This window comes from Paraburkholderia sp. D15 (genome assembly GCF_029910215.1).
In the GTDB taxonomy this organism is placed as follows: domain Bacteria; phylum Pseudomonadota; class Gammaproteobacteria; order Burkholderiales; family Burkholderiaceae; genus Paraburkholderia.
In genome coordinates, this window is sequence record NZ_CP110395.1 from 2,417,674 (window position 1) to 2,442,904 (window position 25,231).

A 25,231-nucleotide genomic window follows, 5' to 3' on the forward strand; every position below is an offset into this window, starting at 1 on the left:
GCGCTAAGATGCCGACCATGGAAACTAAAAACCCTTCGAAAATCCTCGTCGTCGACGACGATCCACGCCTGCGCGATCTGCTGCGCCGCTACCTCGGTGAACAAGGCTTCAATGTCTATGTCGCCGAAAACGCGCCGTCCATGAACAAGCTGTGGGTACGTGAGCGTTTCGATCTGCTCGTGCTTGATCTGATGCTGCCCGGCGAGGACGGCCTGTCCATCTGCCGCCGTCTGCGCGGCAGCAACGACCGCACGCCGATCATCATGCTGACGGCCAAGGGTGAAGACGTCGACCGCATCGTCGGCCTGGAAATGGGCGCCGACGACTATCTGCCCAAGCCGTTCAACCCGCGCGAACTGGTCGCGCGCATCCACGCGGTGCTGCGTCGCCAGTCGCCGTCGGAACTGCCGGGCGCGCCGTCGGAAACCACCGAGGTGTTCGAGTTCGGCGAGTTCGCGTTGAACCTCGCCACCCGCACGCTCACCAAGGCCGGCCAGGAAATCCCGTTGACCACGGGCGAGTTCTCGGTGCTCAAGGTGTTCGCGCGTCATCCGCGTCAACCGCTGTCGCGTGAAAAGCTGATGGAGCTCGCGCGCGGCCGCGAATACGAAGTGTTCGACCGTAGTCTCGACGTGCAGATCTCGCGTCTGCGCAAGCTGATCGAGCCGGACCCGGGCAGCCCGCGCTTCATTCAAACCGTCTGGGGTCTCGGCTATGTGTTCATCCCCGACGGTGCAGCCTGAGTTTGCTCTCGCCTCCTGTTTTTGATCTCAGATAAGAAGGGCCCATGCGGATCGACCGGCGCCTCCTGACGCTCGCGTTCGGCGGCCTTTTCTGGCGGACCTTTCTGTTGATCGCGCTGTTGATCGCAGTGAGTCTCGCCGCGTGGTTCCAGAGCTTCCGGGTGATCGAACGCGAGCCGCGCGCGCAGCGCGTGGCCCTGCAACTGGTCGCGATCGTGAAGCTCACGCGCACCGCCCTCCTTTATTCCGATCCCGACCTGCGGCGCGCCCTGCTGCAGGATCTGGAGAGCAATGAAGGCGTGCGCGTGTATCCGCGCGAAACCTCCGACAAGTACAAGCTCCAGCCCGACGAGTCGCTGAACCGGCTGATCGAACACGACATTCGCGGCCGGCTCGGCGACGACACCGTGATCGCGCAGAGCGTGAACGACATCCCCGGCGTGTGGATCAGCTTCAAGATCGACGACGACGACTACTGGGTCGCGCTCGACCGCGATCAACTCGATAACGCGACCGGTCTGCAATGGGCTGGCTGGGGCGTGTTCGCGCTGGCGCTGTCGCTGTTCGGCGCGGCCTTCATCACGAGTCTGGTGAACCGGCCGTTCGCACGTCTTGCGATGGCCGCGCGCAAGGTCGGCTCGGGCCAGTCGCCCGAACCGTTGCCCGAGCGCGGCATGGGTGTGGCCGCCGAAACCAATCGCAGTTTCAACCAGATGGTGCAGGATCTCGAACAGCTCGAAGCCGATCGCGCGCTGATGCTCGCGGGCATCTCGCACGATCTGCGCACGCCACTCGCGCGGCTGCGGCTCGAAACCGAAATGAGCCCGTCCGATCAGAGCACGAAGGACGCGATGGTCGACGACATCGAGCAGATGGACATGATCATCGGCCGCTTCCTCGATTACGCGCGGCCGGTGCAGCGCGTGCCGGAACCCGTCGACCTGTCGGTGATCGCCGGCGAACTCGCCGCGCGCATGCAGAGCGAGGACAGCATGCGGCTGATCACGCGGCTGGCGCCGTCGGCGGTGATCGAGGCCGACGAGACCGACATGCGTCGCGTGGTCGGCAATCTGCTGGAGAACGCGCGCAAGTATGGCCTGAGCGACGGCGACGGCATCCCGCACGTGATTCTGGAGACGCGCGTGTCGCACTCGCGCGTCGAGCTTTCGGTGGTCGACGAAGGCCCCGGCATTCCGGAAGATCAACTCGCGCTCGTCACGCGGCCGTTCTATCGTGTGAATTCGGCGCGCACCCAGGCGAACGGCACGGGCCTGGGCATGGCAATTGTGCAGCGGCTCGTCGGCCGTTATCGCGGCGCGCTGCGTCTGCGCAATCGCACGCCAGGCCCGGGACTCGAAGTCACGATCGAGTTCCCGCTCGCCAAGGGCGCTTGAGTTCCAATGCGCGTCTGGAAGCAATCACTGCTTCCAGATAGCCGCCGCGGCCATCGGCCGCGTTGAATAATAACTATCCGGGTGGTTAGTCAAAAACTATTGAACGGATAGGTCAATAGAACTATAGTGATCAACGTGTAACGCGCTCGTTATGACGAGCCAGTAGCCTCAGACATGCTGTTTTTCCAACTCACGAAGGAGCACTCGCATGAAAACCGTTGGCGATAAAGTCGAAGCGTTCACCATCACCGCCGCCAAGCCCGGCTTCAACAATCACGAGGAAAACGGTGTCTCCGCGTTCGAGGAGATCACCGAGCAGTCGTTTCCGGGCAAGTGGAAGATCATCTATTTCTATCCGAAGGACTTCACCTTCGTGTGCCCGACCGAAATCGTCGAGTTCGGCAAGCTGGCCAAGGATTTCGAGGAACGCGACGCGGTGCTGCTCGGCGGCAGCGTCGACAACGAGTTCGTGAAGCTCGCCTGGCGCCGCGAGCACAAGGATCTCGACAAGCTGAACCACTATGCGTTCGGCGACGTGAAGGGCGAACTGATCGATCAACTCGGCGTGCGCGACAAGGAAGCCGGCGTCGCGCTGCGCGCCACCTTCATCGTCGATCCGGACAATACGATCCAGCACGTGTCGGTGAACAATCTGAATGTCGGCCGCAATCCGGAAGAAGTGCTGCGTATTCTCGACGGCCTGCAGACGGACGAACTGTGTCCGTGTAACCGCGCGGTCGGCGGCGCAACGCTTTAAGCCGTGTCACCGAAAGCCCGCTGCGCTTGAAAAAGCCGCGGGCTTTTTTATCGACCACCGATAGGAGAGCTCGATGGAATTCCTGGCTTCGATCAAGGCCCTCGTGCCGGACTACGCGAAAGACATCCGTCTGAATCTGGACGGCACGATCGCGCGCTCGTCGCTCGAGGGAAACGATGCGGTCGGCGTCGCGCTGGCCGCGGCCTTCGCCGCGAAAAGCACGCTGATCGTCACCGCGATTCGGGAAGCGGGCGTGCTGTCGGCGGAGGAAACCAACGGCGCGCTGACCGCCGCCGCGTTGATGGGCATGAACAACGTCTGGTATCCGTACGTCGAGATGACGGGCAGCGCGGATCTGAAGTCGCAACCCGCGCAGTTGCGGATGAATGCTTATGCGTCGCACGGCGGCGTGGATAAGCGGCGCTTCGAGATGTATGCGCTGGCGGCGTCGATCATCGGCAAGTGTCACTTCTGCGTGAAGTCGCACTTCGATACGCTGGTCGCGGAAGGTATGAGTTCGACGCAATTGCGCGATGTCGGTCGCATCGCGGCGGTGATCAATGCCACCGCGCAGTGTATTGCCGCCGAGGGGAAATAGCGGTTGAACACGGTTGAGCGCGCTTGATGCGCTCGATGCGCGACGCGATGTGAAGCGTGAATCATCGCGTCGCGCGGTGCTTTAAAACGATGCTTCCACCGCGCACGCGACGACGCGCACGCCCTTCTCCTCAGTGCTTCACCAGCAACACCGCCGCCTGCGCCTCGATCCCCTCGCCTCGTCCGAGATAGCCGAGCTTCTCGTTGGTCTTCGCCTTCACGTTGACCCGTTCGAGCGGCAGACCGAGATCGGCGGCGATATTCGCGCGCATCCCGTCGATATGCGGCGCGAGCTTCGGCGCCTGCGCGATCACGCTGCTATCCACGTTGCCGATCGAAAAGCCCGCCGCCTTCACGCGCGCGACACATTCGCGCAGCAGCACGCGGCTGTCGGCGCCGGCGAACTTCGCATCCGTATCCGAGAAATGACGGCCGATGTCGCCCAGCGCGGCGGCGCCGAACAGCGCGTCGGTGATCGCGTGCAGCAGCACGTCAGCGTCCGAATGCCCGAGCAAGCCGCGCTCGTACGGAATCGTCACGCCGCCGATGATCAACGGACGCCCCGGCACCAGCGCGTGCACGTCGTAGCCTTGCCCAATTCTGAAATCCATGTGCGTCAAGTCCTCAAGTCCGCGGGTTCATTGAAACTATGATGTCGCCGAGTCCGGCAACCGGCCGCGATGCCACCATGGCATCGCCGCGATCAGGCCGCTCAAGCGGCTGACGCCCGGCTCAGAATCGCCTCGGCCAGATCGAAATCTTCCGGATAAGTGACCTTGAAATTGCGCAGGCTGCCTTGCACGAGTTTCGGCGCCAGCCCGAGCCATTCGATCGCGCTCGCCTCGTCGGTCAGGTCGTGACCGTCGGCCTGGGCACGCAGAATCGCGTCGCGCAGCGTGCCGATGCGGAACATCTGCGGCGTTTGCGCCTGCCACAAACCGTCGCGCGCCTCGGTGCGGGCGATGCGGTTGTCCGTGGAGGCCGGGTCGATCCGCTTCAAGGTATCCGCCACCGGCAAGGCCATGATGCCGCCGACCGCATCGTCCTTCAGCGCGGCGACCAGCGCGCGGATCAGCGCGGGCGTGATGCCGGGACGGGCCGCGTCGTGCACCAGCACCCAGTCGTCGTCGTGCGCGCCGAATTCGGCGAGCGCATGCAGGCCATTGAGCACCGACGCCTGGCGCGACGCCCCGCCGCAACGGCGCACCGCGAAGCGCAAGCCGCCGAAGCGGCGGCCGTCGAAGTGCTGGTCGTCAGGCGCGATCACCAGCAGGGTCTGCGCGAATTCGCTGCAGGCGTCGAACGCGGCGAGCGAGTAATGCAGCATGTCGCGGCCAGCGACGGTGCGGTATTGCTTGGGCATCGCGGCGCCGGAACGGCTGCCGGTACCGGCGGAGGGAATCAGGGCAAAAAGGCGGGAAGTCACGAGGGCGGCAGCCGCGAAGTCAAAGTAAAGGACGGATTTTATAATAGGTCCTTCGCATCCACGCCCCGACACGCGTAAACTTGCCGCTCACGTGTGAGCCCGAGGCCGCCTTTTCTCTTCTATGCCAGACATCGCCGCATCATCGCAGTCCACTTCGCCCGTCGCGCTCGTCAAGGCCGGCCAGCGTTTCGCCTTCGACGGCACGCACGGCTCGGCCGATGCGCTGCTGATCGCCCGCTACCATCTCGCGTATCGCGACCGGGTGCCGCTGCTGGCGGTCGTCTGCGAAAGCGCGGTCGACGCGCAGCGTCTGTCGCAGGAAATCGGCTTCTTCGCGCCCGAAGCGAAGGTACGCCTGCTGCCCGACTGGGAAACGCTGCCTTACGACACCTTTTCGCCGCACCAGGATCTGGTCTCGGAGCGGCTCGCCACCTTGCACGATCTCGGCGAGGCGCGCTGCGACATCCTGCTGGTGCCGGCCACCACCGCGCTGTATCGCATGCCGCCGGCCTCGTTTCTCGCCGCGTATACGTTCTCGTTCTCGCAGGGCGAGCGTCTCGACGAAGCGAAACTCAAGGCGCAGCTGACGCTGGCCGGCTACGAGCACGTGAGCCAGGTGGTGCGTCCCGGCGAATACTGCGTGCGCGGCTCGCTGCTCGACCTGTTTCCGATGGGCTCGCCCTTGCCATACCGGATCGACCTGTTCGACGATCAGGTCGATTCGATCCGCGCGTTCGATCCCGATACGCAGCGCAGCCTGTACCCGGTGAAGGACGTGCGCCTGCTGCCGGGCCGCGAATTCCCGTTCGACGAAGCCGCGCGCACCGCGTTTCGCAGCCGCTGGCGCGAGACCTTCGAGGGCGATCCGAGCCGCGCGTCGATTTATAAGGACATCGGCAACGGCGTGCCGTCGGCGGGCATCGAATACTATCTGCCGCTGTTCTTCGACGACACCGCGACGCTGTTCCACTATCTGCCCGAGGGCGCGCAACTGGCGTTCGTCGGCGATCTGGATGCGGCGATCCGGCGCTTTACCAACGACACGAAGCAGCGCTACAACTTCCTGTCGCACGACCGCGACCGGCCGATCCTCGAACCGCAGCGGCTGTTCCTGTCGGACGAAGATTTCTACGCGTTCGCCAGGCCGTTCGCGCGCCTCGCGCTGCCCGCCAACGCGGGCGGCGGCTGGTCCACGCCGTTGCCCAATCTGGCGATCGACCGCCATGCGGACGACCCGGTCGCCGCACTGCGCGCGTATCTTGCCACCACGCCGAACCGCGTGCTGTTCGCCGCCGAATCGGCGGGCCGCCGCGAAACGCTGCTGCAACTGCTCGCCGACAATCAGCTGCGCCCCGCGTCGAGCGACAGTTTCCAGGCGTGGCTGCAGGGCGACGCGCGGTTTTCGCTAGGCGTCGCGCCGCTCGCCAACGGTTTCGCGGTGCCGATCGACGGTATCGCGGTCATCACCGAAACGGAGCTGTACGGACCGCTCGCGCGCCGCGCGGGACGCCGCCGCCAGGAACAGGCGAGCAACGTCGATTCGATGGTGCGCGATCTGTCCGAGTTGAAGGTCGGCGATCCGGTCGTGCATTCGCAGCACGGCATCGGCCGCTATATGGGACTCGTGACGATGGATCTCGGCGAAGGCGAGACCGAGTTCCTGCACCTCGAATACGCGGGCGACAGCAAGCTCTACGTGCCGGTCGCGCTGTTGCACGTAATTTCCCGCTATAGCGGCGCGGACCCGGAAAGCGCGCCGCTGCATTCGCTCGGCTCCGGCCAGTGGGAAAAAGCCAAGCGCAAGGCCGCCCAGCAGATTCGCGATACCGCCGCCGAACTGCTGAATCTGTACGCGCGCCGCGCCGCGCGCCAGGGCCACGCGTTCCCGCTCGAACCGAAGGATTACGTGAAGTTCGCCGAGAGCTTCGGCTTCGAGGAAACGCCCGACCAGGCCGCCGCGATCGCCGCCGTGATCGGCGACATGACAAGCGGCAAGCCGATGGACCGGCTGGTATGCGGCGACGTCGGCTTCGGCAAGACCGAGGTCGCCTTGCGCGCGGCCTTCATCGCGGTGATGGGCGGCAAGCAGGTCGCGCTGCTCTCGCCCACCACGCTGCTCGCCGAACAGCACACGCAGACCTTCAGCGACCGCTTTTCCGACTGGCCGGTGCGGATCGCGGAACTGTCGCGCTTCAAGTCGACGAAGGAAGTCAACGCGGCGATCCAGCAGATCAACGAGGGCAGCGTCGATATCGTGATCGGCACGCACAAGCTGCTGTCGTCCGATGTGCAGTTCAAGCGCCTCGGGCTCGTGATCATCGACGAGGAACACCGCTTCGGCGTGCGCCAGAAGGAAGCGCTCAAGGCGCTGCGCGCGGAGGTCGACGTGCTTACGCTGACCGCCACGCCGATCCCGCGGACGCTCGGCATGGCGCTCGAAGGTCTGCGCGATTTTTCGGTGATCGCCACCGCGCCGCAGAAACGTCTCGCGATCAAGACCTTCGTGCGCCGCGAGGAAGACGGCGTGATTCGCGAGGCGATGCTGCGCGAACTGAAGCGCGGCGGCCAGGTGTACTTCCTGCACAACGAAGTCGAGACCATCGAGAACCGCCGGCAGATGCTCGAGGCCCTCGTGCCCGAAGCGCGGATCGCGGTCGCGCACGGCCAGATGCACGAGCGCGAACTCGAACGCGTGATGCGGGACTTCGTCGCGCAGCGCGCCAACGTGCTGTTGTGCACGACGATTATCGAAACCGGTATCGACGTGCCGAGCGCCAACACGATCCTGATCCATCGCGCGGACAAGTTCGGTCTCGCGCAATTGCATCAGTTGCGTGGCCGCGTGGGCCGCTCGCATCACCAGGCGTATTCGTATCTGCTGGTGCACGATCCGCAAGGCCTCACCAAGCAGGCGCAGCGTCGCCTCGAAGCGATCCAGCAGATGGAGGAACTCGGTTCGGGCTTCTATCTGGCCATGCACGATCTGGAAATCCGCGGTACCGGCGAGGTGCTCGGCGACAAGCAGTCGGGCGAGATTCACGAGATCGGCTTCCAGCTCTACACGGACATGCTCAACGACGCGGTGAAGGCGCTCAAGGAAGGCAAGGAACCCGACCTCACCGCGCCGCTCGCCGCGACCACCGAGATCAACCTGCACGCACCGGCGATTCTGCCCGCCGACTATTGCGGCGACGTGCAGGAGCGTCTGTCGCTGTACAAGCGCCTCGCCAATTGCGAGCACAACGATTCGATCGACGGCATCCAGGAAGAACTGATCGACCGCTTCGGCAAGTTGCCGCCGCAGGCGCATGCGCTGGTGGAGACGCATCGGCTGAGGCTCGCGGCGAAACCGCTCGGCATTTCGAAGATCGATGCCGGCGAAGCGGTGATCGGTTTGCAGTTCATCCCCAATCCGCCGATCGACGCGATGCGGATCATCGAGATGGTGCAGAAGCACAAGCACATCAAGCTCGCGGGCCAGGACAAGCTGCGCATCGAAACGCGCAGCCCCGACCTCGCGGTGCGGGTGGCGACGGTCAAGGAAACCTTGCGTGCGCTTGGCGCGCCGGCCCGTGGCAATCCAGGCAATGCGGGCGCCGCTGCTACGCGATAGGTTTGTCCGCTATCGCATGGATCGGCATGGATCGGCATGGATCGGCGTGGGTCGGCTTGAATGGAATACGTGCCGTCGCTGGAAAACGCGGCACGTATAGCGTTTTTCCGCTCATGCTGCGCTGCGCAAACACGCGGCGCGGCATACGGGGGGTTATTTTTTGGGTATGATCGAAAGACTCAAATGCCGGAGTCCTGTCATGTCTCACGTCGCTGATACAGCGCAGTCGTCAACGCCCGCTTCCGCTTCTTCCGCTTCCTCTCCCGTTTCGCTCCCCTGGGTCACCCGCCTCGTGTCGATGGACACGGTCAGCCGCAATCCCAATCTCGGCCTGATCGAAACCGTGCGCGACGAACTGCGCGCGGCCGGCGTGCAAGCCACGCTCACGCATGACCCAAGCGGCAAATGGGCGAACCTGTTCGCGACGATCCCCGCGCACGACGGCGAGACCAACGGCGGCGTGGTGCTGTCCGGTCATACGGACGTGGTGCCGGTGGACGGCCAGCAGTGGGACAGCGATCCGTTCAAGCCCGAGATTCGCGACGACAAGCTGTACGGCCGCGGCACCTGCGACATGAAGGGGTTCATCGGCGCGGCGCTCGCGCTCGTGCCCGACATGCAGCGCGTGAAGCTCGCGAAGCCGATTCACTTCGCGCTCTCGTTCGACGAAGAAGTGGGCTGCGCCGGCGCGCCGCTGATGATCGCCGACCTGATGAAGCGCGGCGTGAAGCCGGACGGCTGCATCGTCGGCGAACCGACCAGCATGCGCCCGATCGTCGCGCACAAGGGCATCAACGCGTATCAGTGCTGCGTGCGCGGCCAGGCCGCGCATTCGTCGCTCACGCCGAAGGGCTTGAACGCGATCGAATACGCGGCGCGTCTGATCTGCTATATCCGCGACATGGCCGATCAGTTCCGCGAGCAAGGCCCGTTCGACGAACTGTACGACGTGCCCTTCACCACCGCGCAGACCAGCACGATCACCGGCGGCAACGCGATCAATACCGTGCCGGCCGAATGCAGATTCCAGTTCGAATTCCGCAATCTGCCCACCCTGGACCCGGAGCCGATCTTCGCGCGCATCGATCAATACGCGCGTGAAACGCTGTTGCCGAAAATGTTGCGCGAACATCCATCGGCGGCGATCGAGATCACGAAGATCGCCGCGGCGCCCGGGCTCGATTCGTCTGAACAAGCGGCCATCACGCAACTCGTGCGCGCGCTGACCGCCGATCAGGACAAGCGCAAGGTGGCCTACGGCACCGAAGCGGGGCTGTTCTCGCTGGCCGGCATTCCGAGCATCGTGTGCGGGCCCGGCGATATCCAGCAGGCTCACAAGGCCAATGAATTCGTCGCGCTGGAGCAGTTGGTGGCGTGCGAACGCTTCCTGCAAAAATTCATTCACAGCATGACGGTCGACGCGCACGCGCACTGATGAATCCTGGCGCACGCAAGCGAAACTGAGCGGCACGAAAAAAGTCCTATACATATCGACACACCACGAGCCGCCCACGCCATGTCAACCGCCACGCCGCAACATACGGACCACACGATCGACGGCGAGCCGATCCCCACGCTCGACGACATCGCCACCCAGCACTTCGCGTTGACGCCGTGGGTCACGCGAACGCCGGTATTCGACCGGATGGATTTCGCGTCGCTGGAAGGCACGGTGGTCAACTTCAAGTTCGAGTTGTTGCAGGTGAGCGGCAGTTTCAAGGCGCGCGGCGCGTTCACCAATCTGCTCGCGCTGGACGAAACCCAGCGCAGCGCAGGCGTGACCTGCGTGTCGGGCGGCAATCATGCGGTGGCGGTCGCGTACGCGGCCATGCGGCTTGGCGTCAGCGCGAAGGTGGTGCTGTTTCGCGCGGCCAACCCGGCGCGCGTCGCGCTGTGCCGGCAGTATCGCGCGGACATCGTGTTCGCCGAGAACATCGCCGAGGCGTTCGAACTCGTGCGCCGCATCGAAGCGGAGGAAGGCCGCTATTTCGTGCACCCGTTCAACGGTTATCGCACGGTGCTCGGTTCGGCCACGCTCGGCTACGAATGGGCGACGCAGACGCCCGACCTCGAAGCGGTCGTGCTGCCGATCGGCGGCGGCGGTCTCGCGGCCGGCGTGTCCACCGCGATGCGGCTCGCGAATCCGCGCATCCACGTGTATGGCGTGGAACCCGAGGGCGCGGACGTGATGGGCCGCAGCTTCGCGGCCAATCACACCATCAAGATGGGCTCCATGCACGGCATCGCCGATTCGCTGATGTCCCCGCATACCGAGGAGTACAGCTACGAGTTGTGCCGCCGTCATATCGACGAGCTCGTCACCGTATCCGACGACGACCTGCGCGCCGCCATGCTGACCTTGTTCGGACAACTGAAGCTCGCGGTCGAACCGGCCTGCGCGGCCGCGACGGCCGCCTTGCTCGGACCGCTGCGCGAACGTCTGCAAGGCAAGCGCGTGGGCGTGCTGCTGTGCGGCACCAATACCGACCCGGTCAGTTTTGCCGCGCATATCGAACGCGCGCGCCAGCATGCGTCAGAGTTTCCCGCGCAATCAGCGCAATAAACATTGCGCTTCGGCTTTCCTTGTCAAGGGACTAGCCTATCCTTCTCAGGTTGGTATCATTCGTTAATCGATATCCGGGAGGAACACCTATGAGCATGGTCAAGGAATTCAAGGAATTTGCCCTCAAGGGCAACGTGATGGATCTTGCGGTCGGTGTGATTATCGGCGGCGCCTTCTCCACCATCGTCAATTCGATTGTTAAAGACCTGATCATGCCGGTTGTCGGGCTTGCCACCGGCGGCCTCGATTTCTCCAACAAATTCATCCGCCTCGGCGAGATTCCGCCCACCTTCAAGGGTAGCCCGGAGTCGTACAAGGATTTGCAGACGGCCGGCGTGGCGGTGTTTGGCTACGGCTCGTTCATCACCGTGCTGATCAACTTCATCATCCTGGCGTTCATCATTTTCCTGATGGTCAAATTCATCAACAATCTGCGCAAGCCGGCCGAAGCCGCGCCGGCCGCACCGCCGCCCACGCCGGAAGACGTGCTGCTGCTGCGTGAGATCCGCGATTCGCTGAAGAATTCGCCGCGATAAGACTCGTTAGACCGCCTGGATTCTGGCGGCTGGGTTCTTGAACAAAAAAGCCTGTTGCGATGTAAATCGCAACAGGCTTTTTTAATGGCAATGACGGTAGCGAACGGATAAGCGGATGCCTTAAGCGTCCTTCTTCTCTTTCCGGCTGACCGCGCTGTCGATCATCGCCTCGAGCTGGCCGAAATTGACAGGCTTCGTCAGATGCGAAGTGAAGCCGGCGCTCACGCAGCGGCGCACGTCCTCGTCGGTGCCGAAGCCGGTCAACGCGACCGCCGGCGCATCCGAATGCTCGCGGAACGCCTTGATGAAGTCGAGCCCGGTGCCGTCCGGCAGACCCACGTCGCTGACGATCAGGTCGAAAGTCTGCAACTGCGTGGCGGCGAGCGCATCGTCGACGCGCCCCACCACGGTCACGTCGTGACCGAGACTGCGGATCAGTTGCGCCATGACCTCGGCGGTATCCACGTGGTCCTCGATCAGCAGAATGGTCAGCAATCCGCCCGAGCGCGCTTCGCTCGGCACCACCACCGGTTCCACCGCAGCGGGGGCGGCCGCGGTGGGCAGCGTGATCGTGAAGGTCGCGCCGCAGTGCGCGCCGGGGCTTTGCGCAATGACCGTGCCGCCGTGCACGTCGGTCAAGGCCTTGGTGATCGCGAGGCCGAGACCGAGGCCGCCGAACTGCCGCGTCATGTTCTGGTCGCCCTGCTCGAACGCGTTGAAGAGCTTGCCGATCTGCTCCGGCTCGATCCCGATGCCGGTATCCTCGACCGAGATCTGCACATGCATGCGTTCGTCGCGCGTGCGCAGATAGATGTGGCCGCCGTCCGGCGTGAACTTGGCGGCGTTGCGGATCAGGTTCCACAGCATCTGCTGCAGCCGCGCGCGGTCGGCCAGCACATAGTGATGCCGCGCCAGCTTGTGCACGTGCACGTCCTGCTGCTTCACCTGGATTTCGCTGCGGAACAGTTCGAGCACGCTGTCCATCACTTCGTGCACATCGACGGTCTCCAGCGACAAACGCAGCTTGCCGTTCGCGACCCGCGTGAGGTCGAGCAGATCGTCGATCAACCGCGCTTCCAGTTCCACGTTGCGGCGAATCATCCGCACGCTCGCGCGCGCCTGCTCGGGCAGATCGGGAATCATCTCCAGCACGCTCGCGCCGGCCAGCACCGGCGTGAGCGGCGTGCGCAATTCGTGCGACAGCATCGCGAGAAAGCGGTCCTTCGCGCGGTTCGCGTCCTCGGCGATCTGCCGCGCGGCCTGTTCGGACGCGAGCAGCCGCTCGCGCTCCTCGATCGCCTCGCGCTGCGAATGAATGTCCGTGCAACTGCCGAACCACTTGCTGACGTTGCCGTCGGCGTCGCGCATCGCCACCACGCGCGCGTCGAACCAGCGGTATTCGCCGTCGTGACGGCGAATCCGCAGTTCGTGCCGGTAATCGCCGGCGCGGCTCGCGACCGCCTTGAGCCACGTCCGGCGGATTTCCTCGCGATCGTCCGGATGCACCGCGTCGAGCCACGCGAGGCCGTACGAACTGCTTTCGGCGAGGCCCGTGTAGTCGTACCACTGCTTCGACAGAAAATCGCAATCGCCCTCGGCATTGCAGGTCAGCACGAGATGCGGCAAGGCTTCCGACAACGTACGGTAGTGCTGCTCGCGATCGCGCAACAACAACGCTTCGTCCGACGCGCGTTGCAGGCGCACCTGCGACAACACGCGCTCGACGGCTTCCGGCAGGTAATCGAGGTAGTCGCCCGATTTCGGCACCACGTCCGATACGCCCGCGCGCAACGCTTCGATCACGCGCGATTCGTCGGTGAAGCCCGTCACCAGGATCGCGGGAATCCGCACGCCTTCCGAACGCAGACGGCGAAAGAAGTCGAGTCCGGTCTCCGGTCCGCTCAACTGATAGTCGAGCACCAGCAGATCGGGCGTGGCGTCCGCGAGCCGCGTGCGCGCCGACTCGACGCCGGCGCAGATCGCGACCCGGCAGCCGGCGCGTTCGAGCGACTTGCGCGCGAGCCGCAGGATGCCTTCGTCGTCGTCGACGACCAGCACGTATGCGGCTTGCTGCGTGGACACTTCTTCGGTCATGCGGAATCTTCTTTGACGGGTTCGGGTGGATTATCCTGTCACGCGCGGCTTTCGGGCAGCTTCACGAACGCGGCACATGCTCAGGGCTGTCATGGCGCCGCGAGCCGATGGCCCGGCGGCAGCTTGACCACCTGCAGGAAAAAACCGAGGCGGCGCACCGCTTCGATGAAGGCGTCGTATTCGACCGGCTTGGTGATGTACACGTTGCAGCCGAGCTCGTAGCAGCGCGAGATTTCGCGCGGGTCGTCGGTGGTGGTCAGCACGATTACCGGCACCGCGGCGGTCTGCGGCGATTCCTTCAGACGGCGCAGCACCTCGAAGCCGTCGACGCGCGGCATCTTCAGGTCGAGCAGGACGACGAAATTCGTCAGATTTTCACGCGCGGGGATCGGGTTGGCGGAATCGGCCGAAGCCGAGGCCGAGGCCGAAGCCGGCTGAGGCGCCGGGCCGAAGAAATAATCGAGCGCCTGCTGCCCGTCGCGAAAGCGCACGAAGCCGTTCGAAATACCGGCACGGCGAAGATTACGCTCCACGAGCGTGGCATGGCCGTCGTCGTCTTCGATCAGCACGATGCTGACCGTTTCCCCGTGACTCATAGGCTCTCCGTGCGAACAGATGGTTGATGCACGTATTGTAAACGGCGCGCCCGGCCGCTGGCGCAACGCTGCTCGACGGTCAATGCAGGTCAACGCCCCGTCAAAGCCGCGCCGGCTGTTCCGGCAGCACGACGAAGAACGTCGATCCCGCGCCCTCCGCCGATTCGACCCACACGCGCCCGCCATGCCGCTCCACCGTGCGCCGCACGACCGCGAGGCCGATACCGTCGCCGCTCGCCACGTCGCCATGCAGACGCTGGAACGCGCGAAACACCTTCGACATATAAGCCGCCGGAATCCCCAGCCCGTTGTCGCGCACGTAATAGGTACGCGTGCGCAATGCGCGCGGCTCGGTTTCGTCCACGGGATCGGGCTCCAGCGCCCCGACCTCGATGCGCCCGCGCCGCGCCGGGTCGAGATAATTCAGCGCATTGCCGATCAGGTTGCTGAAGATCTGTTCGATCGCGCCAGGGTCGCCCCACGCGGGCGGCAACTCGCGCACCGTGACCACCGCCGCATGTTGCGCGATCACGCCTTGCAGCGCATCGACGACCCGGCTCACCGTGCGGCCGACGCTGACCCGCTGCCATTGGTATTCGAGCCGGCCGGCGCGTGAAATCCGCAACAACGCGTCGATGATCGAGGCCGCGCGCGTCACCGCGGTGCGTAGATATTGCAGCGACTCGCGCACGTCGCCATCGAGAATATGCGTCATGCGTCGATGCTCGGCCGGCGGCAGACCCGCCTTCTCGACGATGCCGTCCAGCTCGTCGCACGAGACCTGCAGTTCCTTCGAAAACCCTTGCAGATTCACCAGCGGCGAGCGCAGATCGTGCGACACGCTGTAGATGAACATTTCGTTATCTTGCGTCTCCTGACGCAACTCTTCATTGACGCCCGCCAACTCCTGCGCGCGCGCTTCGAGGCGCGTCTTCAGCGTGGCCTGCTCGGCTTCGGCGGCACGCAGACGCGCACCGGTCTGATGCAGCACGGCGTCGAGCGCGGCGATTTCGTCGTCGCCCGACAGCGGCGGTGCGAGCGTCCGTCCGTTGCCGAGGCGCTCGGCATTGTCGGTCAGCGTTTCCAGCCGGCGCCCGATGCTGCGCGCGAACACCACGGCGGTGCCAGCCCAGATCAACATGGAGCCGAGCACGGCGGCGATCAGCGCGTACTGCTGACGTTCGCGGCGACGCGCGAGCGCCGCGCCGCGTTCGGCATCGAGCCGCGACGCTTCTTCGCCGAACGCGGCCAGTTCGTCGCGAAAGATCGCGATCTGTTGCGGCAGCGCTTCGGTTTCGAGCGCGCTGAAGGTGGTCGGGTTGCGCCCCTCGTGCAATGCGCGGGAGATCTCGACGGTCTGCGCGCGATACGCGTCGATAGCCTGCTGCATCCTGTGCACGCGCGCGACCTGCTGCGGCGTGCCGGCGACGAGGCGGTCGAGATTGCCCAGCCGGTCGCCGAGATCGACCCACACCGTATGCCGGTCGATGAACGACGGATCGCCGACGGCCATACCGGTGCGCACGCGCGCGGCCTGACGCAGCAGCGGGTCGACGATCGCCGACGATTGGTAAAGGATCTGCTTGCTGTTGTTCACCCATTGGGCGGCTTGCGCTGTCTGCTCCTGGGTATCGAAGACGACGCCAAGAAGCGCCAGCTCGACCACGCTCGGCACGGCAATCAGCAGCAGACCCTTGGTGAATAATTTCATGTTCGCCCGAAGGGTCGAAGGGACGAAGGCGCATTCGAGCCGCATTCAGGCCGCGGCGGCTCGCGAAGGCGCTTCGCGGATTCGTATCGTGCCGCCCGGACGGAGGTTCCGGCGCGGCGCCGGCAGGCACCGCGCGGTGCCACCGGACGGGCCATTATCGACGTGATTCGCAGATATTTCAATGCAGCGGGGAGCGCCTGGCAAGCGATCTGCAAGCGGCTCGGCAAGCAGCGTCAGCCCACATAAAAATGACTTTTTTATTGATGCGACTTGTTTATTCCGCGCGTCGTGCGTCTATCATGGAGGCAGATGTGATGGGAAGGGAAAGCGCGCGGCGAGGCGGTTCGGCATGATTCGTGCGGGAAGCGGTAGGGGCGGCGTAGTCGTCGAATCACCGTGAATCCGGCCTTGTCGTATGCTATAAAAGATCGACGTGCGGCGCGCGAAGCCGGGAGTGGTCGCATGAGGACGCTGCGTTTCTTGCAATTCTTTTTCAGGCGAATTTTTATGTCCTTCCCGAAAAAGCGTAGGCGCGCGAAGGTGGACGGCGACGAGTCGTTCCTCGCGGTACTACGGCATTTCAAGCCGTTCGGTCAGCTCGACACCAAGATTGCGCGCGCTCGCGCGCAGGACGAGCCGGTTCTCTATGCACATGTCCTGCCCGGCCTCGATGTACTTCTGTGCAGCGTGCGCGGCGCACAACCGCCCTACCCGGTAGTCGCCGAATTGCGCCGCCGCTGTGTCGAATCCATTACGAATGCATTGGAACAACCGCTCGACGGTCTGGAGAACGGCGGTTACTGGTATGAAGCGGATGGCTTCGGCTTCCTCGTCTTCGCGAGCCGTGCGCGCGGCAAGATTCTCGCGGAGTTCGGCGCGACGCGCGTGGGCGGTGCCCGCCGCGGCGTGCGTCGGCAGGATGCGGCGGGCGATGCCACGCCGCGCTCGCTTCGTTAGCGTGTAGCGAGCGTAGCCAGCCGGCGACGCGTGTCGCTTAACGGCGTCGCTACACCGATACGCTCCGCCAGGCTTCCGCACTATTTCGCCACAGCCGTCGGCAACGCGTTTAACACCAGGCGCACCCAGTCACGCCGCCCGCATCAACGGGCGGCGTTTCGTTTTGTCCTGCCGCTTTGCGCTGCGTATCGATGCGCGGCCGCTCTCGCGCGATGTCCGTCGTGACGACGTAATCGCACCACCTCGCGATGCGGCGACATCGTCCGGCCTGGCTCATCCGGCGTGCCGGCGCCACGTAGCGACGGCACGCTGATCAGCCACAGAAACACGAACGACAGTCCGCCGCCGACACTCCAGCTCAGCCAGCCCGCGGGTAATAAAGTCGACATCAGCTCCCCTTGTATTCGGCCGCGCTTGCCGGCGACAACGTCGCGGGCTTGCGATTCGCCGCCGGCGGCGCCGACTTCGAACCGTTCGAGCCGCCGTTCGACGAACTACCCGACGCCCCACCCGACGATTTGTTGACCGGCGCGCCATCCAGCGAGATCGCCGCCTTCGGCTGCTGCTTGACGCCCGGCGGCGGCGCCGTCGGCGCCTGCCTAACCTGGGCGAGCAGTTGCGCGCACGGCAGCGGCTTGTTGTTGCTCGGCGCGAGCAGCGGAATCAGCGCCGCGAACGGATTGATCAAGCCGAGCCCGACCGCCGCGCCGCCGCGCAACGCGAGCGCCGCCGCATTCACGCCGACGTGCGGATCCTTGAACGTGCCCTTCACGTACAGCGGCGAGCGCAGCGAGAAGACCCGGAAGCCCTTCGTATGCGGATGCACGCCGAGGTCCATGGATTCGTCGCGCAGATTCACGTTGCCGTCGATGTCGATCACCGCGTCGTCGGTATCGAGCGCGAAGACGCGCGAATCGAGCACGCCGTTGGTCGCGACGAAATCGGCGGCCGCGCAGTTGATCTTCACGTCGCGCTGGCCGAACAGTTTTTCGTACACGACGTTCGCGACGTTCAGCCCGGCCGCTTCCATCAGCAGCCGGCTGACCGTGCCGTCGGTGACGAGCGCCTTCACCTCGCCGTTCGATGTCGCCGCCAGGGCCGCGGGCGAATTGCCGGTCGCCGTCAACGCGGCGTCGCCGTTGATTTCGCCGAGCGCGTTCTGCATCGTCTTGAAGTTCGGGAACAGTTGCTTGAGCTTCAGATGCCGCGCCGACGTCGAGAAGCGTCCCTTCAGCGGCGTCGTGCTGCCGTCCAGATGAATGTTCGATGCGAGCGAGCCGCCGGCCACGCCGAATTTCAACGGCTCGAGCGACAGCACGCCGTCGGTCATGATCACGTGCGTGTAGAGATCCGTGATCGGCAGATCGGCGTTCTTGACGATGCGACGGCCGGTGAACTTCACGTCGGCGTCGATCGCCTTCCAGCGGTCGGTGCGGAACTCCTCGACCGGCAGCACCTTGCTGGACGGCTGCGCGGTCGCATCGCCGCGCTTCGCCTTGCTCGCGTTCGAATCGGCGCCGATCACCGGCGCGAGATCGGAGAATTGCAGCAGATGCGACACCAGTTCGCCCTGCAGCAACGGCCGCGGTTCACGCGCGGTATAGGTCAACGAACCGTTCAGATCGCTGCCGCCCACCCGGCCTGTAAAATTTTCATACTTGAAAACGTTGCCGCTGGATTTGAACTGACCGACCAGCCGCCCTTCGGTCGCGTACGGCGGCGTGTCCGGCAACGTGACGCCCGTCAGCGCGTAGAGCCGCGCCATGCTATTGCCTTGCAGCCAGAGGCGCAGATCGACCGCCGCCAGATGCGCGGGGTCGGTGATCGTGCCGACGAGACCCACGTGCAGGTCGCCGGCCTTCACGTCGGCCTGCACCGGGAACGGACGGTCCGCGTCCTGCAGCGCGAGTACGCCGCCGACCTTGCCGCTGCCCGATACCGGCGTCTTGTTGTACGTGCCCTTGATGGTCCAGCCGATCGCATACGGCGGAATCTCACGTTTCGCGGTACCGGCGTTGGCCATGGTCCCGCTCCCACCCTCGGCGGCGCTTGCGCCGGAAGCCGATGCCATGGTCGATGCCGTCGAGCCCGAGACGGCGCCGCTCGCGCCCTCGCTGGCTCCGCCCGCGATCAGCGCGCCCGATGCGCCCGTGGCCGGCGTCACGCCCGACGCATTGATATCCGTCGCCGACGCACCCAACGCGGCCGCCGCCGACGCCGCCGCGGCTTCCGACGCCGCCTGCGCATTCGCCTGCGCGGTCAGCTTGCTGGCGCCCGCGCGGCCCACCGCCTCCGCCGACGCCTTACGCGATGCCTCTTCCTGCTGCTTCATCGCCTCGCCGATCGGAATCGGCTGGCCGAGCGTATCGACGACCATCTGCAGTTCGACCTTCTTCTGCTGATCGGACAGCGCGATGTTGCCCTTCGAGAACGCAATGTCGTGCAGATCGAGCTTCCATTCGGACGGTCCGCTCGACGACGCCAGCTTGAACGTCCAGTTGTCGCGTCCGTCGAGCAGACGCTCCAGATCGACGGAAGGGTTCACGAGATTGATGGCCGGGATCACGATGTCGTGCGCGAGCAGCGGCAGGACTTTCACTTCGAAGTCGATTTCGTCGAGCGTGGCGAATTGCGGGCGTTGGGTCCAGTCCGGGTTGCCCACCGTGATGTTGGCCGCCGAGAAGCGCGGCCAGGGCACCCAGGCGCGCCAGCCGGTTTCGCCCACCGGATGCCGCCAGCCGACCTTCAGATCGCCGTTGATCGCGAACGGCCGGCCGATCGCCTGCGTGACCTTGTCGTCGATGTACGGCCGGGCGCGGTTCCAGTCGAACGTCAGTATGAAGATGACCAGCGCGGCAATCAGAATGACGATGATCGCCAGGAGCCACGCGATGATTTTTCCGATCCGCCGTCCGACTGTGCTCGACCCTGCCATTGATAAGCTCCGCTTTAGTGCCACGTTGCGTACCGGTCAGCACGTATCGTGCCCAGATGCCGGTCGATGCGGCGTGGTCACGTGGCGGCTTTATCATGCGGTACGAAGCGGCGCCGATGTGGTTCGGCAGCGTCTTTGAAGCGGCCTCGATGCGCGGATGTTGAGCGGCGTCATGAGACCGCCGGCGTATCGCCCCGGACAACACAACTAAAGACCATTTCCCCCCATCCCTACCAAGCACCCATGACCGACGTTCCCCTCGTCCTCGCCGACGGCATCGTCCGCCGCGACAAGCCCGGTGGCCAGACGCTGCTGCAGCCGACCCGCTTCGAGCTGCACGCGGGCCAGCGCGTCGCGGTCACCGGGCCGTCCGGCTCCGGCAAGAGCGTGTTCCTGCGCGCGCTCGCGCTGCTCGATCCGCTCGATGCAGGACGCATCTTGTGGCACGGCAAGCCGATCGAACGCAGCGCGATTCCGCGATACCGGCGCCACGTCGCGTATCTGCGTCAACGGCCCGCGCTCCTCGACGGCAGCGTCGAAGACAATCTGCGCTATCCGTTCGAATTGCGCGCGTATCGCGACGTGCGCTTCGATCGCGAGCGCGCGGCGCGGCTCGCCGTTCAGGCCGGACGTGGCGCCGATTTTCTCGACAAACGCGCCAGCGAACTGTCCGGCGGCGAAGCGCAGATCACCGCGTTGATTCGCGTGCTGCAACTCGCGCCCGAGGTCTTGCTGCTGGATGAACCGACCGCGTCGCTCGACCCGGAGTCGTCGCATGCGATCGAGGGATTGGTGCGCGCGTGGTTCGATGCCGAACCGGGCCGTCACGCGTCGATGTGGGTGTCGCACGATCCGGCGCAGGCCGCGCGCATGAGCGAGCGTCGCCTGACGATGCGCGCCGGCGTGCTCGACGAAGGCGTGACCGGTCTTCAGACACGCACCGGCATGCAGACACGAGAAACGCGGCAGAACATCACTCAAGTCCCATCGCAACCCAACCACGAGCCACGTCCATGACCCTGCAAAACCTGAGTCTCTGGGACGTGGCGATCGCCGCGCTGCTGATCGTCGTGAACGGCGCAATCTCGGTCGCGCTGAAGCTCGATCTCGAACGCCAGCTCGCGTGGGCCGCGGTGCGCACCGTCGTGCAGTTGCTCGCGATCGGCTACGTGCTCGGCTGGGTGTTCCACTACGACCGCTGGTACGTCGTGCTGCCGCTGATGATCGTGATGACGCTGATCGCCGGATTCGCCGGCGCGCAACGCGGCACCTTCGGCTACGCCGGACAGCGCGCGGACAGCGTGATGTCGATCTGGGTCAGTTCGTGGCTGGTGGGCGCGGTCGGGCTGTTCGTCGTGATCCGCATTCATCCGTGGTACGAGCCGCAATACGCGATTCCGATTCTCGGGATGATCCTCGGCAATACGCTGACCGGCGTGTCGCTCGGCATCGAACGGATGACGGAGGAATTGACCGCGCGGCGCGATCGCGTCGACATGGCGCTCGCGCTCGGCGCGACGCGTTGGGAGGCGGCACAGGCGCCGGCTCGCCAGGCGGTGCGCGCGGGCATGATGCCGACGCTCAATCAGATGGCGGTGGTCGGCGTGGTGAGTTTGCCCGGCATGATGACCGGCCAGGTGCTGGCCGGGCAGTCGCCGTTGCAGGCCGTGCGCTATCAGATCGTGATCATGTTTCTGATCGCCGCGTCGTCAGCGTTGGGGACCGTGGGCGCGGTGCTGCTCACCTACCGGCGGCTGTTCTCGGCGGAGCACCGCTTTCTGGCCGGGCGGCTGGTGGAGCGTGCGGCAGCGAGACGCTGAAACGCTGAAACGCTGAGACCTTGATGCAGTGACATGCCGTGGCCTCACCGGCCGGCCGCCGCGCGCCGCGCGCACCGCGCCGGTCAACGCTTCGCGGTGATCGCCACTTCCGTGCCGTCGCTCAGCGTCAGCGTCTTCGTGCTGCCGTTGACCGGCATCGTGAAACGCAGAATCTGGCTGACGGTGACGTCGTTCGGACACTTGAGCGTTTTGCCGTTGGCCGTCACCGTCTTCACGCCGTGCGGCGTCTGCGCCTGAAAGCTCAACTGCACGCTCGCCGTGCCATCGGCAGCGACGACCGGGGCGAAACGGATCTGCGTCTGGCGGATCATCGCGCCGTTGGTGTCGATGGGCAGCGACGCATAGTTCGGGCACGCGTCGGTCGCGGCGACCGCGCCGCCCGGCGGCACGGTTTTCCACGTGAAGTCGTCGGATTCGCCGGAGCGGATCGTGCGGGTTTCCTGGGCGTTGCCGAACTGCTTCGACGTGACGCGCACGGTGTAGCGGATCGGACCGTCGAGTGCGGATTGGGATGTGACCGTGATCGGCGTGGCGGCGTGCGCGGCCGGCACGAGCGCGCAGGCGAGAGTAGCGACAACGGACACGGCGGAGAGTTTGAAGCTGGAGCTCATACTGTCACCTCGTTGTTGTGCCGCTGCGCGCCCGCTTCGGCGCTACTGCCCGCTAATGCCGCTATTGCCGCCCATGCCTCCTGGTACCGGCACGGCACGCGATTGAAACCGCGTAGCGGAGCGTGTCGATCCATCAAGGCCAGGCGGGCCGCGAGACGCGCAACTGTTCCAGGCATGATGCCTTGCCAGTCTAACGCCAAGCGGCCCCGCGCGGGCTTCACGCGAATCGGGTGTTAACCCGCTTGCGTTTTAGAAACCCGTCAGCACCAGTTTGCCGATCGCGCGCCCTCCTTCGAGCAGCCGATGCGCGCGGCGCAGATTTTCCGCATTGATCGTGCCGAGATCCTCGCCGACGGTGGTGCGCAATTCGCCCGCGTCGATGAGTCGCGCGACCTCGGTCAACAGCTTGTGCTGTTCGATCATGTCGGGCGTGCCGAACATCGAGCGGGTGAACATGAACTCCCAATGGAACGCGCCGCTTTTCGCCTTCAACAATTCCACCGGCAGCGGCTTGCCGTTCTCGACGATCGTGCTGATGCCGCCCTGCGGTTTGAGCACCTGCGCGGCGACCGGGAAATTCTTGTCGGTGTCGTTGAAGATCAGCACGTAGTCCACCTCGTCGATGCCGATCTCCTTCAGTTGCGCGGCGACATCGCCGAAATGGTCGATGACGTGATCCGCCCCCAGATCCTTCGCCCACTTCGCCGATTCGGGACGCGACGCGGTCGCGATCACCTTCAGCTTCGCCAGCTTTTTGGCGAGTTGAATACCGATCGAGCCGACCCCGCCCACACCGCCGAAAATCAGCACCGAGCGGTCTTCATGCGCGCCTTGCGGCGATACGCCGAGGCGGTCGAACAACGCTTCCCACGCGGTGATCGCGGTCAGCGGCAGCGCGGCCGCGTGCGTGAAATCCAGCGATGCCGGCTTGTGCCCGACGATCCGCTCGTCGACCAGATGGAACTCGCTATTGGCGCCCGGACGCGTAATGCTGCCCGCATAGAAAACCGGATCGCCGACCTTGAACAGCGTCACCTCCGGTCCGACTGCGACGACCGTGCCCGCGGCATCCCAGCCGAGAATGCGCGGCGCCTGCTCCACGGTGTCCTTCGGGGCGCGCACCTTGTAGTCGACCGGGTTGACCGAGATGGCTTCGACCTTCACCAGCAGATCGCGGCCGGTGGCTTCGGGTTTGGGGATATCGACATCGACCAGGGCTTCGGCGTGATCGATCGGCAGGTAACGGTAGAGTCCGACAGCTTTCATGAATGTGCTCCTGTGCGTTTTTCAGGTGATCCGGATGAAGGAGAGGATCGGCGGCGACGGCTGGTAACGTCCGTCGATCCCACTGGCGTCATCCTATGACGGTTCTTATTCGCGTAAAACCGTCATAATGGCTGAAACATCTTTTTGAATTTCAGAATAATGGCGCGCTCCCGATCCGCTGCTTCGACCCATTCGTCCCCCGACGCTCCGCGCGCCGCTTCCCGGGAGCGTGAGCGTGGGCGGGACCGGGAACGGCTCGATCTGCTCGACGTCGCGCTGTTCGTGCGCGCCGCACTGCTCGCGAACGTGTCGGCGGCCGGCCGCGAATTCGGGCTCTCGGCGGCGGTGGCCAGTTCGCGTATCGCGCAACTGGAAAAACTGCTCGGCGCCCGCCTGCTGCACCGGACCACCCGCCGCATCAGCCTCACGCAGGACGGTGAAGTCTTCATGACGCGCGCCGAGACGCTGCTCGACGCCGCCGACGCGGCCCGCGCGGCGGTGGGCTGCGGGCAGGCGGCGCCGCAAGGCCGCTTGCGGGTGTCGATGCCGTCGTCGTTCGGCCGACAGCACGTGTCGCCGGTCATCAGCGAGTTTCTGCGGCGCCATCCCGGCGTCAGCGTCGACCTGCGGTTGACCGATCAACTGGTCGATCTGGTCGATGCGGGCATCGACGTGGCGATCCGGGTCGGCGTGCTGAAAGACTCGTCGCTGGTCGCGCGGCGGCTCGCGGTGAATCGCCGCGTGCTGTGCGCGTCGCCGGCCTATCTGGCGGAACGCGGCACGCCGCGCCATCCGTCGGAGCTGACGGAGCATGAATGCATCATCCTGTCGGATCAGCGCGACTGGGGGTTCGTCACCCCCACCGGGCCCATCGACGTGCGCGTGCGCGGCCGGCTCGTCACCGATAACGGCGAAGTGATCCGCGATGCATTGCTCGACGGTTTCGGCATCGCGCTCAAATCGACGTGGGACGTCGCGCCGTATCTGCGCAGCGGCGCGCTGGTCAGCGTGCTCGATTCGTATCCGCTCGCCGAAACCGTCGCGATCTGGGCGGTGTATCCGAGCCGCGCGTTCGTGCCGCCGAAGACGCTCGCATTCATCGACTTTCTCGCCGCGCATTTCGGCGATCCGCCGTATTGGGATGAGGTGGAGTGAGGCGCGGCCTCATGCGCGCTGTCTCTCGCGCTGTCTCTCGCGTTGCCTCACGCATTTCATCACGCATTTCATCACGCGTCGCCTCACGCTTTTGCTCACGCCTTGCCGCCGCCCCCGCCGTCTTTGTCGTCGGAGTTGACGTCCGTGTGCGCGTCGTTCTGGGTTTTCTGCTGATACTCGTCGCCGCCGCGGCGGTCGGTGTCCTTCAGGCCGCGCTCGAGGTCGCGATGCGCCTGCTTGCCGACGTGGCGCGGGCCACCTTCGTGCTGCGACTCCGGGCTCTGATCGGCTTCATGCGGCAACGGCGCGGACGCCTCCTGCATCGGACGGGCATGCTTGCCGGCGTGCGGATCGGGCTGCTTGCCGTCGTCCGGTGCGTCGTCCGATGCGCCGTCCGACGATTGGGTTGAGGTTTTCATCTTCGACTCCTTGCTGG

Annotated in this window: 22 protein-coding genes; 12 read left to right on the forward strand and 10 right to left on the reverse strand. The window is 65.0% G+C overall.

Annotation, left to right across the window (positions count from 1 at the left end; genetic code table 11):
- Window positions 1-17: 17 nt before the first annotated feature.
- The 4 genes from ompR to LFL96_RS10360 all read left to right on the forward strand — a co-directional run bounded on the left by ompR (window position 18) and on the right by LFL96_RS10360 (window position 3,492).
- Window positions 18-743 (forward strand): two-component system response regulator OmpR, encoded by a 726-nt coding sequence (gene ompR / locus LFL96_RS10345; protein ID WP_033379433.1) that lies wholly within the window; start codon window positions 18-20, stop codon window positions 741-743.
- Window positions 744-787: 44 nt separating this feature from the next.
- Window positions 788-2,137: an ATP-binding protein gene (locus LFL96_RS10350; protein WP_280995162.1), complete on the forward strand. Its 1,350-nt coding sequence runs from the start codon at window positions 788-790 to the stop codon at window positions 2,135-2,137.
- 208 nt (window positions 2,138-2,345) lie between these two features.
- Entirely contained in the window at window positions 2,346-2,894 is a 549-nt protein-coding gene (locus LFL96_RS10355) for a peroxiredoxin (protein ID WP_280995163.1), read from the forward strand.
- A gap of 73 nt (window positions 2,895-2,967) precedes the next feature.
- Entirely contained in the window at window positions 2,968-3,492 is a 525-nt protein-coding gene (locus LFL96_RS10360; RefSeq protein ID WP_280995164.1) for a carboxymuconolactone decarboxylase family protein, read from the forward strand.
- Window positions 3,493-3,622: 130 nt separating this feature from the next.
- Here LFL96_RS10360 and ispF read toward each other — a convergent pair whose 3' ends face one another.
- The gene (gene ispF, locus LFL96_RS10365; protein ID WP_280995165.1) at window positions 3,623-4,102 is read right to left on the reverse strand and encodes a 2-C-methyl-D-erythritol 2,4-cyclodiphosphate synthase; all 480 of its coding nucleotides are present in this window, start codon (window positions 4,100-4,102) and stop codon (window positions 3,623-3,625) included.
- Between the two features lie 101 nt (window positions 4,103-4,203).
- Window positions 4,204-4,917, reverse strand: a complete 714-nt coding sequence (gene ispD / locus LFL96_RS10370; protein WP_280995166.1) for a 2-C-methyl-D-erythritol 4-phosphate cytidylyltransferase — start codon at window positions 4,915-4,917, stop codon at window positions 4,204-4,206.
- A 121-nt stretch (window positions 4,918-5,038) separates the two neighbouring features.
- On the opposite strand from ispD, the gene mfd reads away from it, so the two are divergent.
- The 4 genes from mfd to mscL all read left to right on the forward strand — a co-directional run bounded on the left by mfd (window position 5,039) and on the right by mscL (window position 11,629).
- On the forward strand, window positions 5,039-8,530 hold the full coding sequence (gene mfd, locus LFL96_RS10375) for a transcription-repair coupling factor (protein ID WP_280995167.1): 3,492 nt from the start codon (window positions 5,039-5,041) through the stop codon (window positions 8,528-8,530).
- 199 nt (window positions 8,531-8,729) lie between these two features.
- Window positions 8,730-9,965, forward strand: a complete 1,236-nt coding sequence (argE, locus tag LFL96_RS10380; protein WP_280995168.1) for an acetylornithine deacetylase — start codon at window positions 8,730-8,732, stop codon at window positions 9,963-9,965.
- A gap of 81 nt (window positions 9,966-10,046) precedes the next feature.
- Window positions 10,047-11,093, forward strand: coding sequence for a threonine/serine dehydratase (locus LFL96_RS10385; protein ID WP_280995169.1), 1,047 nt, complete (start codon window positions 10,047-10,049; stop codon window positions 11,091-11,093).
- 89 nt (window positions 11,094-11,182) lie between these two features.
- Window positions 11,183-11,629: a large conductance mechanosensitive channel protein MscL gene (gene mscL, locus LFL96_RS10390; protein WP_280995170.1), complete on the forward strand. Its 447-nt coding sequence runs from the start codon at window positions 11,183-11,185 to the stop codon at window positions 11,627-11,629.
- Window positions 11,630-11,749: 120 nt separating this feature from the next.
- On the opposite strand, the gene LFL96_RS10395 is transcribed toward mscL, so the two are convergent.
- The 3 genes from LFL96_RS10395 to LFL96_RS10405 all read right to left on the reverse strand — a co-directional run bounded on the left by LFL96_RS10395 (window position 11,750) and on the right by LFL96_RS10405 (window position 16,030).
- A complete protein-coding gene (locus LFL96_RS10395) occupies window positions 11,750-13,723 on the reverse strand; it encodes a response regulator (protein ID WP_280995171.1) in 1,974 nt (657 codons plus the stop codon).
- An 89-nt stretch (window positions 13,724-13,812) separates the two neighbouring features.
- A complete protein-coding gene (locus LFL96_RS10400) occupies window positions 13,813-14,319 on the reverse strand; it encodes a response regulator (protein WP_280995172.1) in 507 nt (168 codons plus the stop codon).
- Window positions 14,320-14,419: 100 nt separating this feature from the next.
- On the reverse strand, window positions 14,420-16,030 hold the full coding sequence (locus tag LFL96_RS10405) for an ATP-binding protein (protein ID WP_280995173.1): 1,611 nt from the start codon (window positions 16,028-16,030) through the stop codon (window positions 14,420-14,422).
- Between the two features lie 462 nt (window positions 16,031-16,492).
- Between LFL96_RS10405 and LFL96_RS10410 the strand changes: the two genes are divergently transcribed.
- Window positions 16,493-16,987 carry a hypothetical protein gene (locus LFL96_RS10410; RefSeq protein ID WP_280995174.1) on the forward strand — a complete coding sequence of 165 codons (495 nt, stop codon included), beginning with the start codon at window positions 16,493-16,495 and terminating at the stop codon, window positions 16,985-16,987.
- Window positions 16,988-17,130: 143 nt separating this feature from the next.
- On the opposite strand, the gene LFL96_RS10415 is transcribed toward LFL96_RS10410, so the two are convergent.
- Together LFL96_RS10415 and LFL96_RS10420 are read right to left on the reverse strand one after the other, a co-directional pair.
- Complete coding sequence (locus LFL96_RS10415; protein WP_280995175.1) at window positions 17,131-17,376, reverse strand: hypothetical protein; 246 nt, start codon at window positions 17,374-17,376, stop codon at window positions 17,131-17,133.
- Complete coding sequence (locus LFL96_RS10420) at window positions 17,376-19,922, reverse strand: AsmA family protein (RefSeq protein WP_280995176.1); 2,547 nt, start codon at window positions 19,920-19,922, stop codon at window positions 17,376-17,378. The genes LFL96_RS10415 and LFL96_RS10420 overlap by 1 nt, the downstream gene beginning before the upstream one ends.
- A gap of 243 nt (window positions 19,923-20,165) precedes the next feature.
- Between LFL96_RS10420 and LFL96_RS10425 the strand changes: the two genes are divergently transcribed.
- Window positions 20,166-20,939 (forward strand): ATP-binding cassette domain-containing protein, encoded by a 774-nt coding sequence (locus LFL96_RS10425; RefSeq protein ID WP_280995177.1) that lies wholly within the window; start codon window positions 20,166-20,168, stop codon window positions 20,937-20,939.
- A complete protein-coding gene (gene fetB / locus LFL96_RS10430) occupies window positions 20,936-21,742 on the forward strand; it encodes an iron export ABC transporter permease subunit FetB (RefSeq protein ID WP_280995178.1) in 807 nt (268 codons plus the stop codon). The genes LFL96_RS10425 and fetB overlap by 4 nt, the downstream gene beginning before the upstream one ends.
- An 83-nt stretch (window positions 21,743-21,825) precedes the next feature.
- On the opposite strand, the gene LFL96_RS10435 is transcribed toward fetB, so the two are convergent.
- Together LFL96_RS10435 and LFL96_RS10440 are read right to left on the reverse strand one after the other, a co-directional pair.
- Window positions 21,826-22,374, reverse strand: coding sequence for a DUF6013 family protein (locus LFL96_RS10435; protein ID WP_280995179.1), 549 nt, complete (start codon window positions 22,372-22,374; stop codon window positions 21,826-21,828).
- 249 nt (window positions 22,375-22,623) lie between these two features.
- The gene (locus tag LFL96_RS10440) at window positions 22,624-23,640 is read right to left on the reverse strand and encodes a zinc-binding alcohol dehydrogenase family protein (RefSeq protein ID WP_280995180.1); all 1,017 of its coding nucleotides are present in this window, start codon (window positions 23,638-23,640) and stop codon (window positions 22,624-22,626) included.
- 159 nt (window positions 23,641-23,799) lie between these two features.
- Here LFL96_RS10440 and LFL96_RS10445 point away from each other — a divergent pair, with 159 nt between their 5' ends.
- A complete protein-coding gene (locus LFL96_RS10445; protein ID WP_280995181.1) occupies window positions 23,800-24,795 on the forward strand; it encodes a LysR family transcriptional regulator in 996 nt (331 codons plus the stop codon).
- Between the two features lie 95 nt (window positions 24,796-24,890).
- Here LFL96_RS10445 and LFL96_RS10450 read toward each other — a convergent pair whose 3' ends face one another.
- Complete coding sequence (locus LFL96_RS10450) at window positions 24,891-25,214, reverse strand: hypothetical protein (protein ID WP_280995182.1); 324 nt, start codon at window positions 25,212-25,214, stop codon at window positions 24,891-24,893.
- Between the last annotated feature and the right edge of the window lie 17 nt (window positions 25,215-25,231).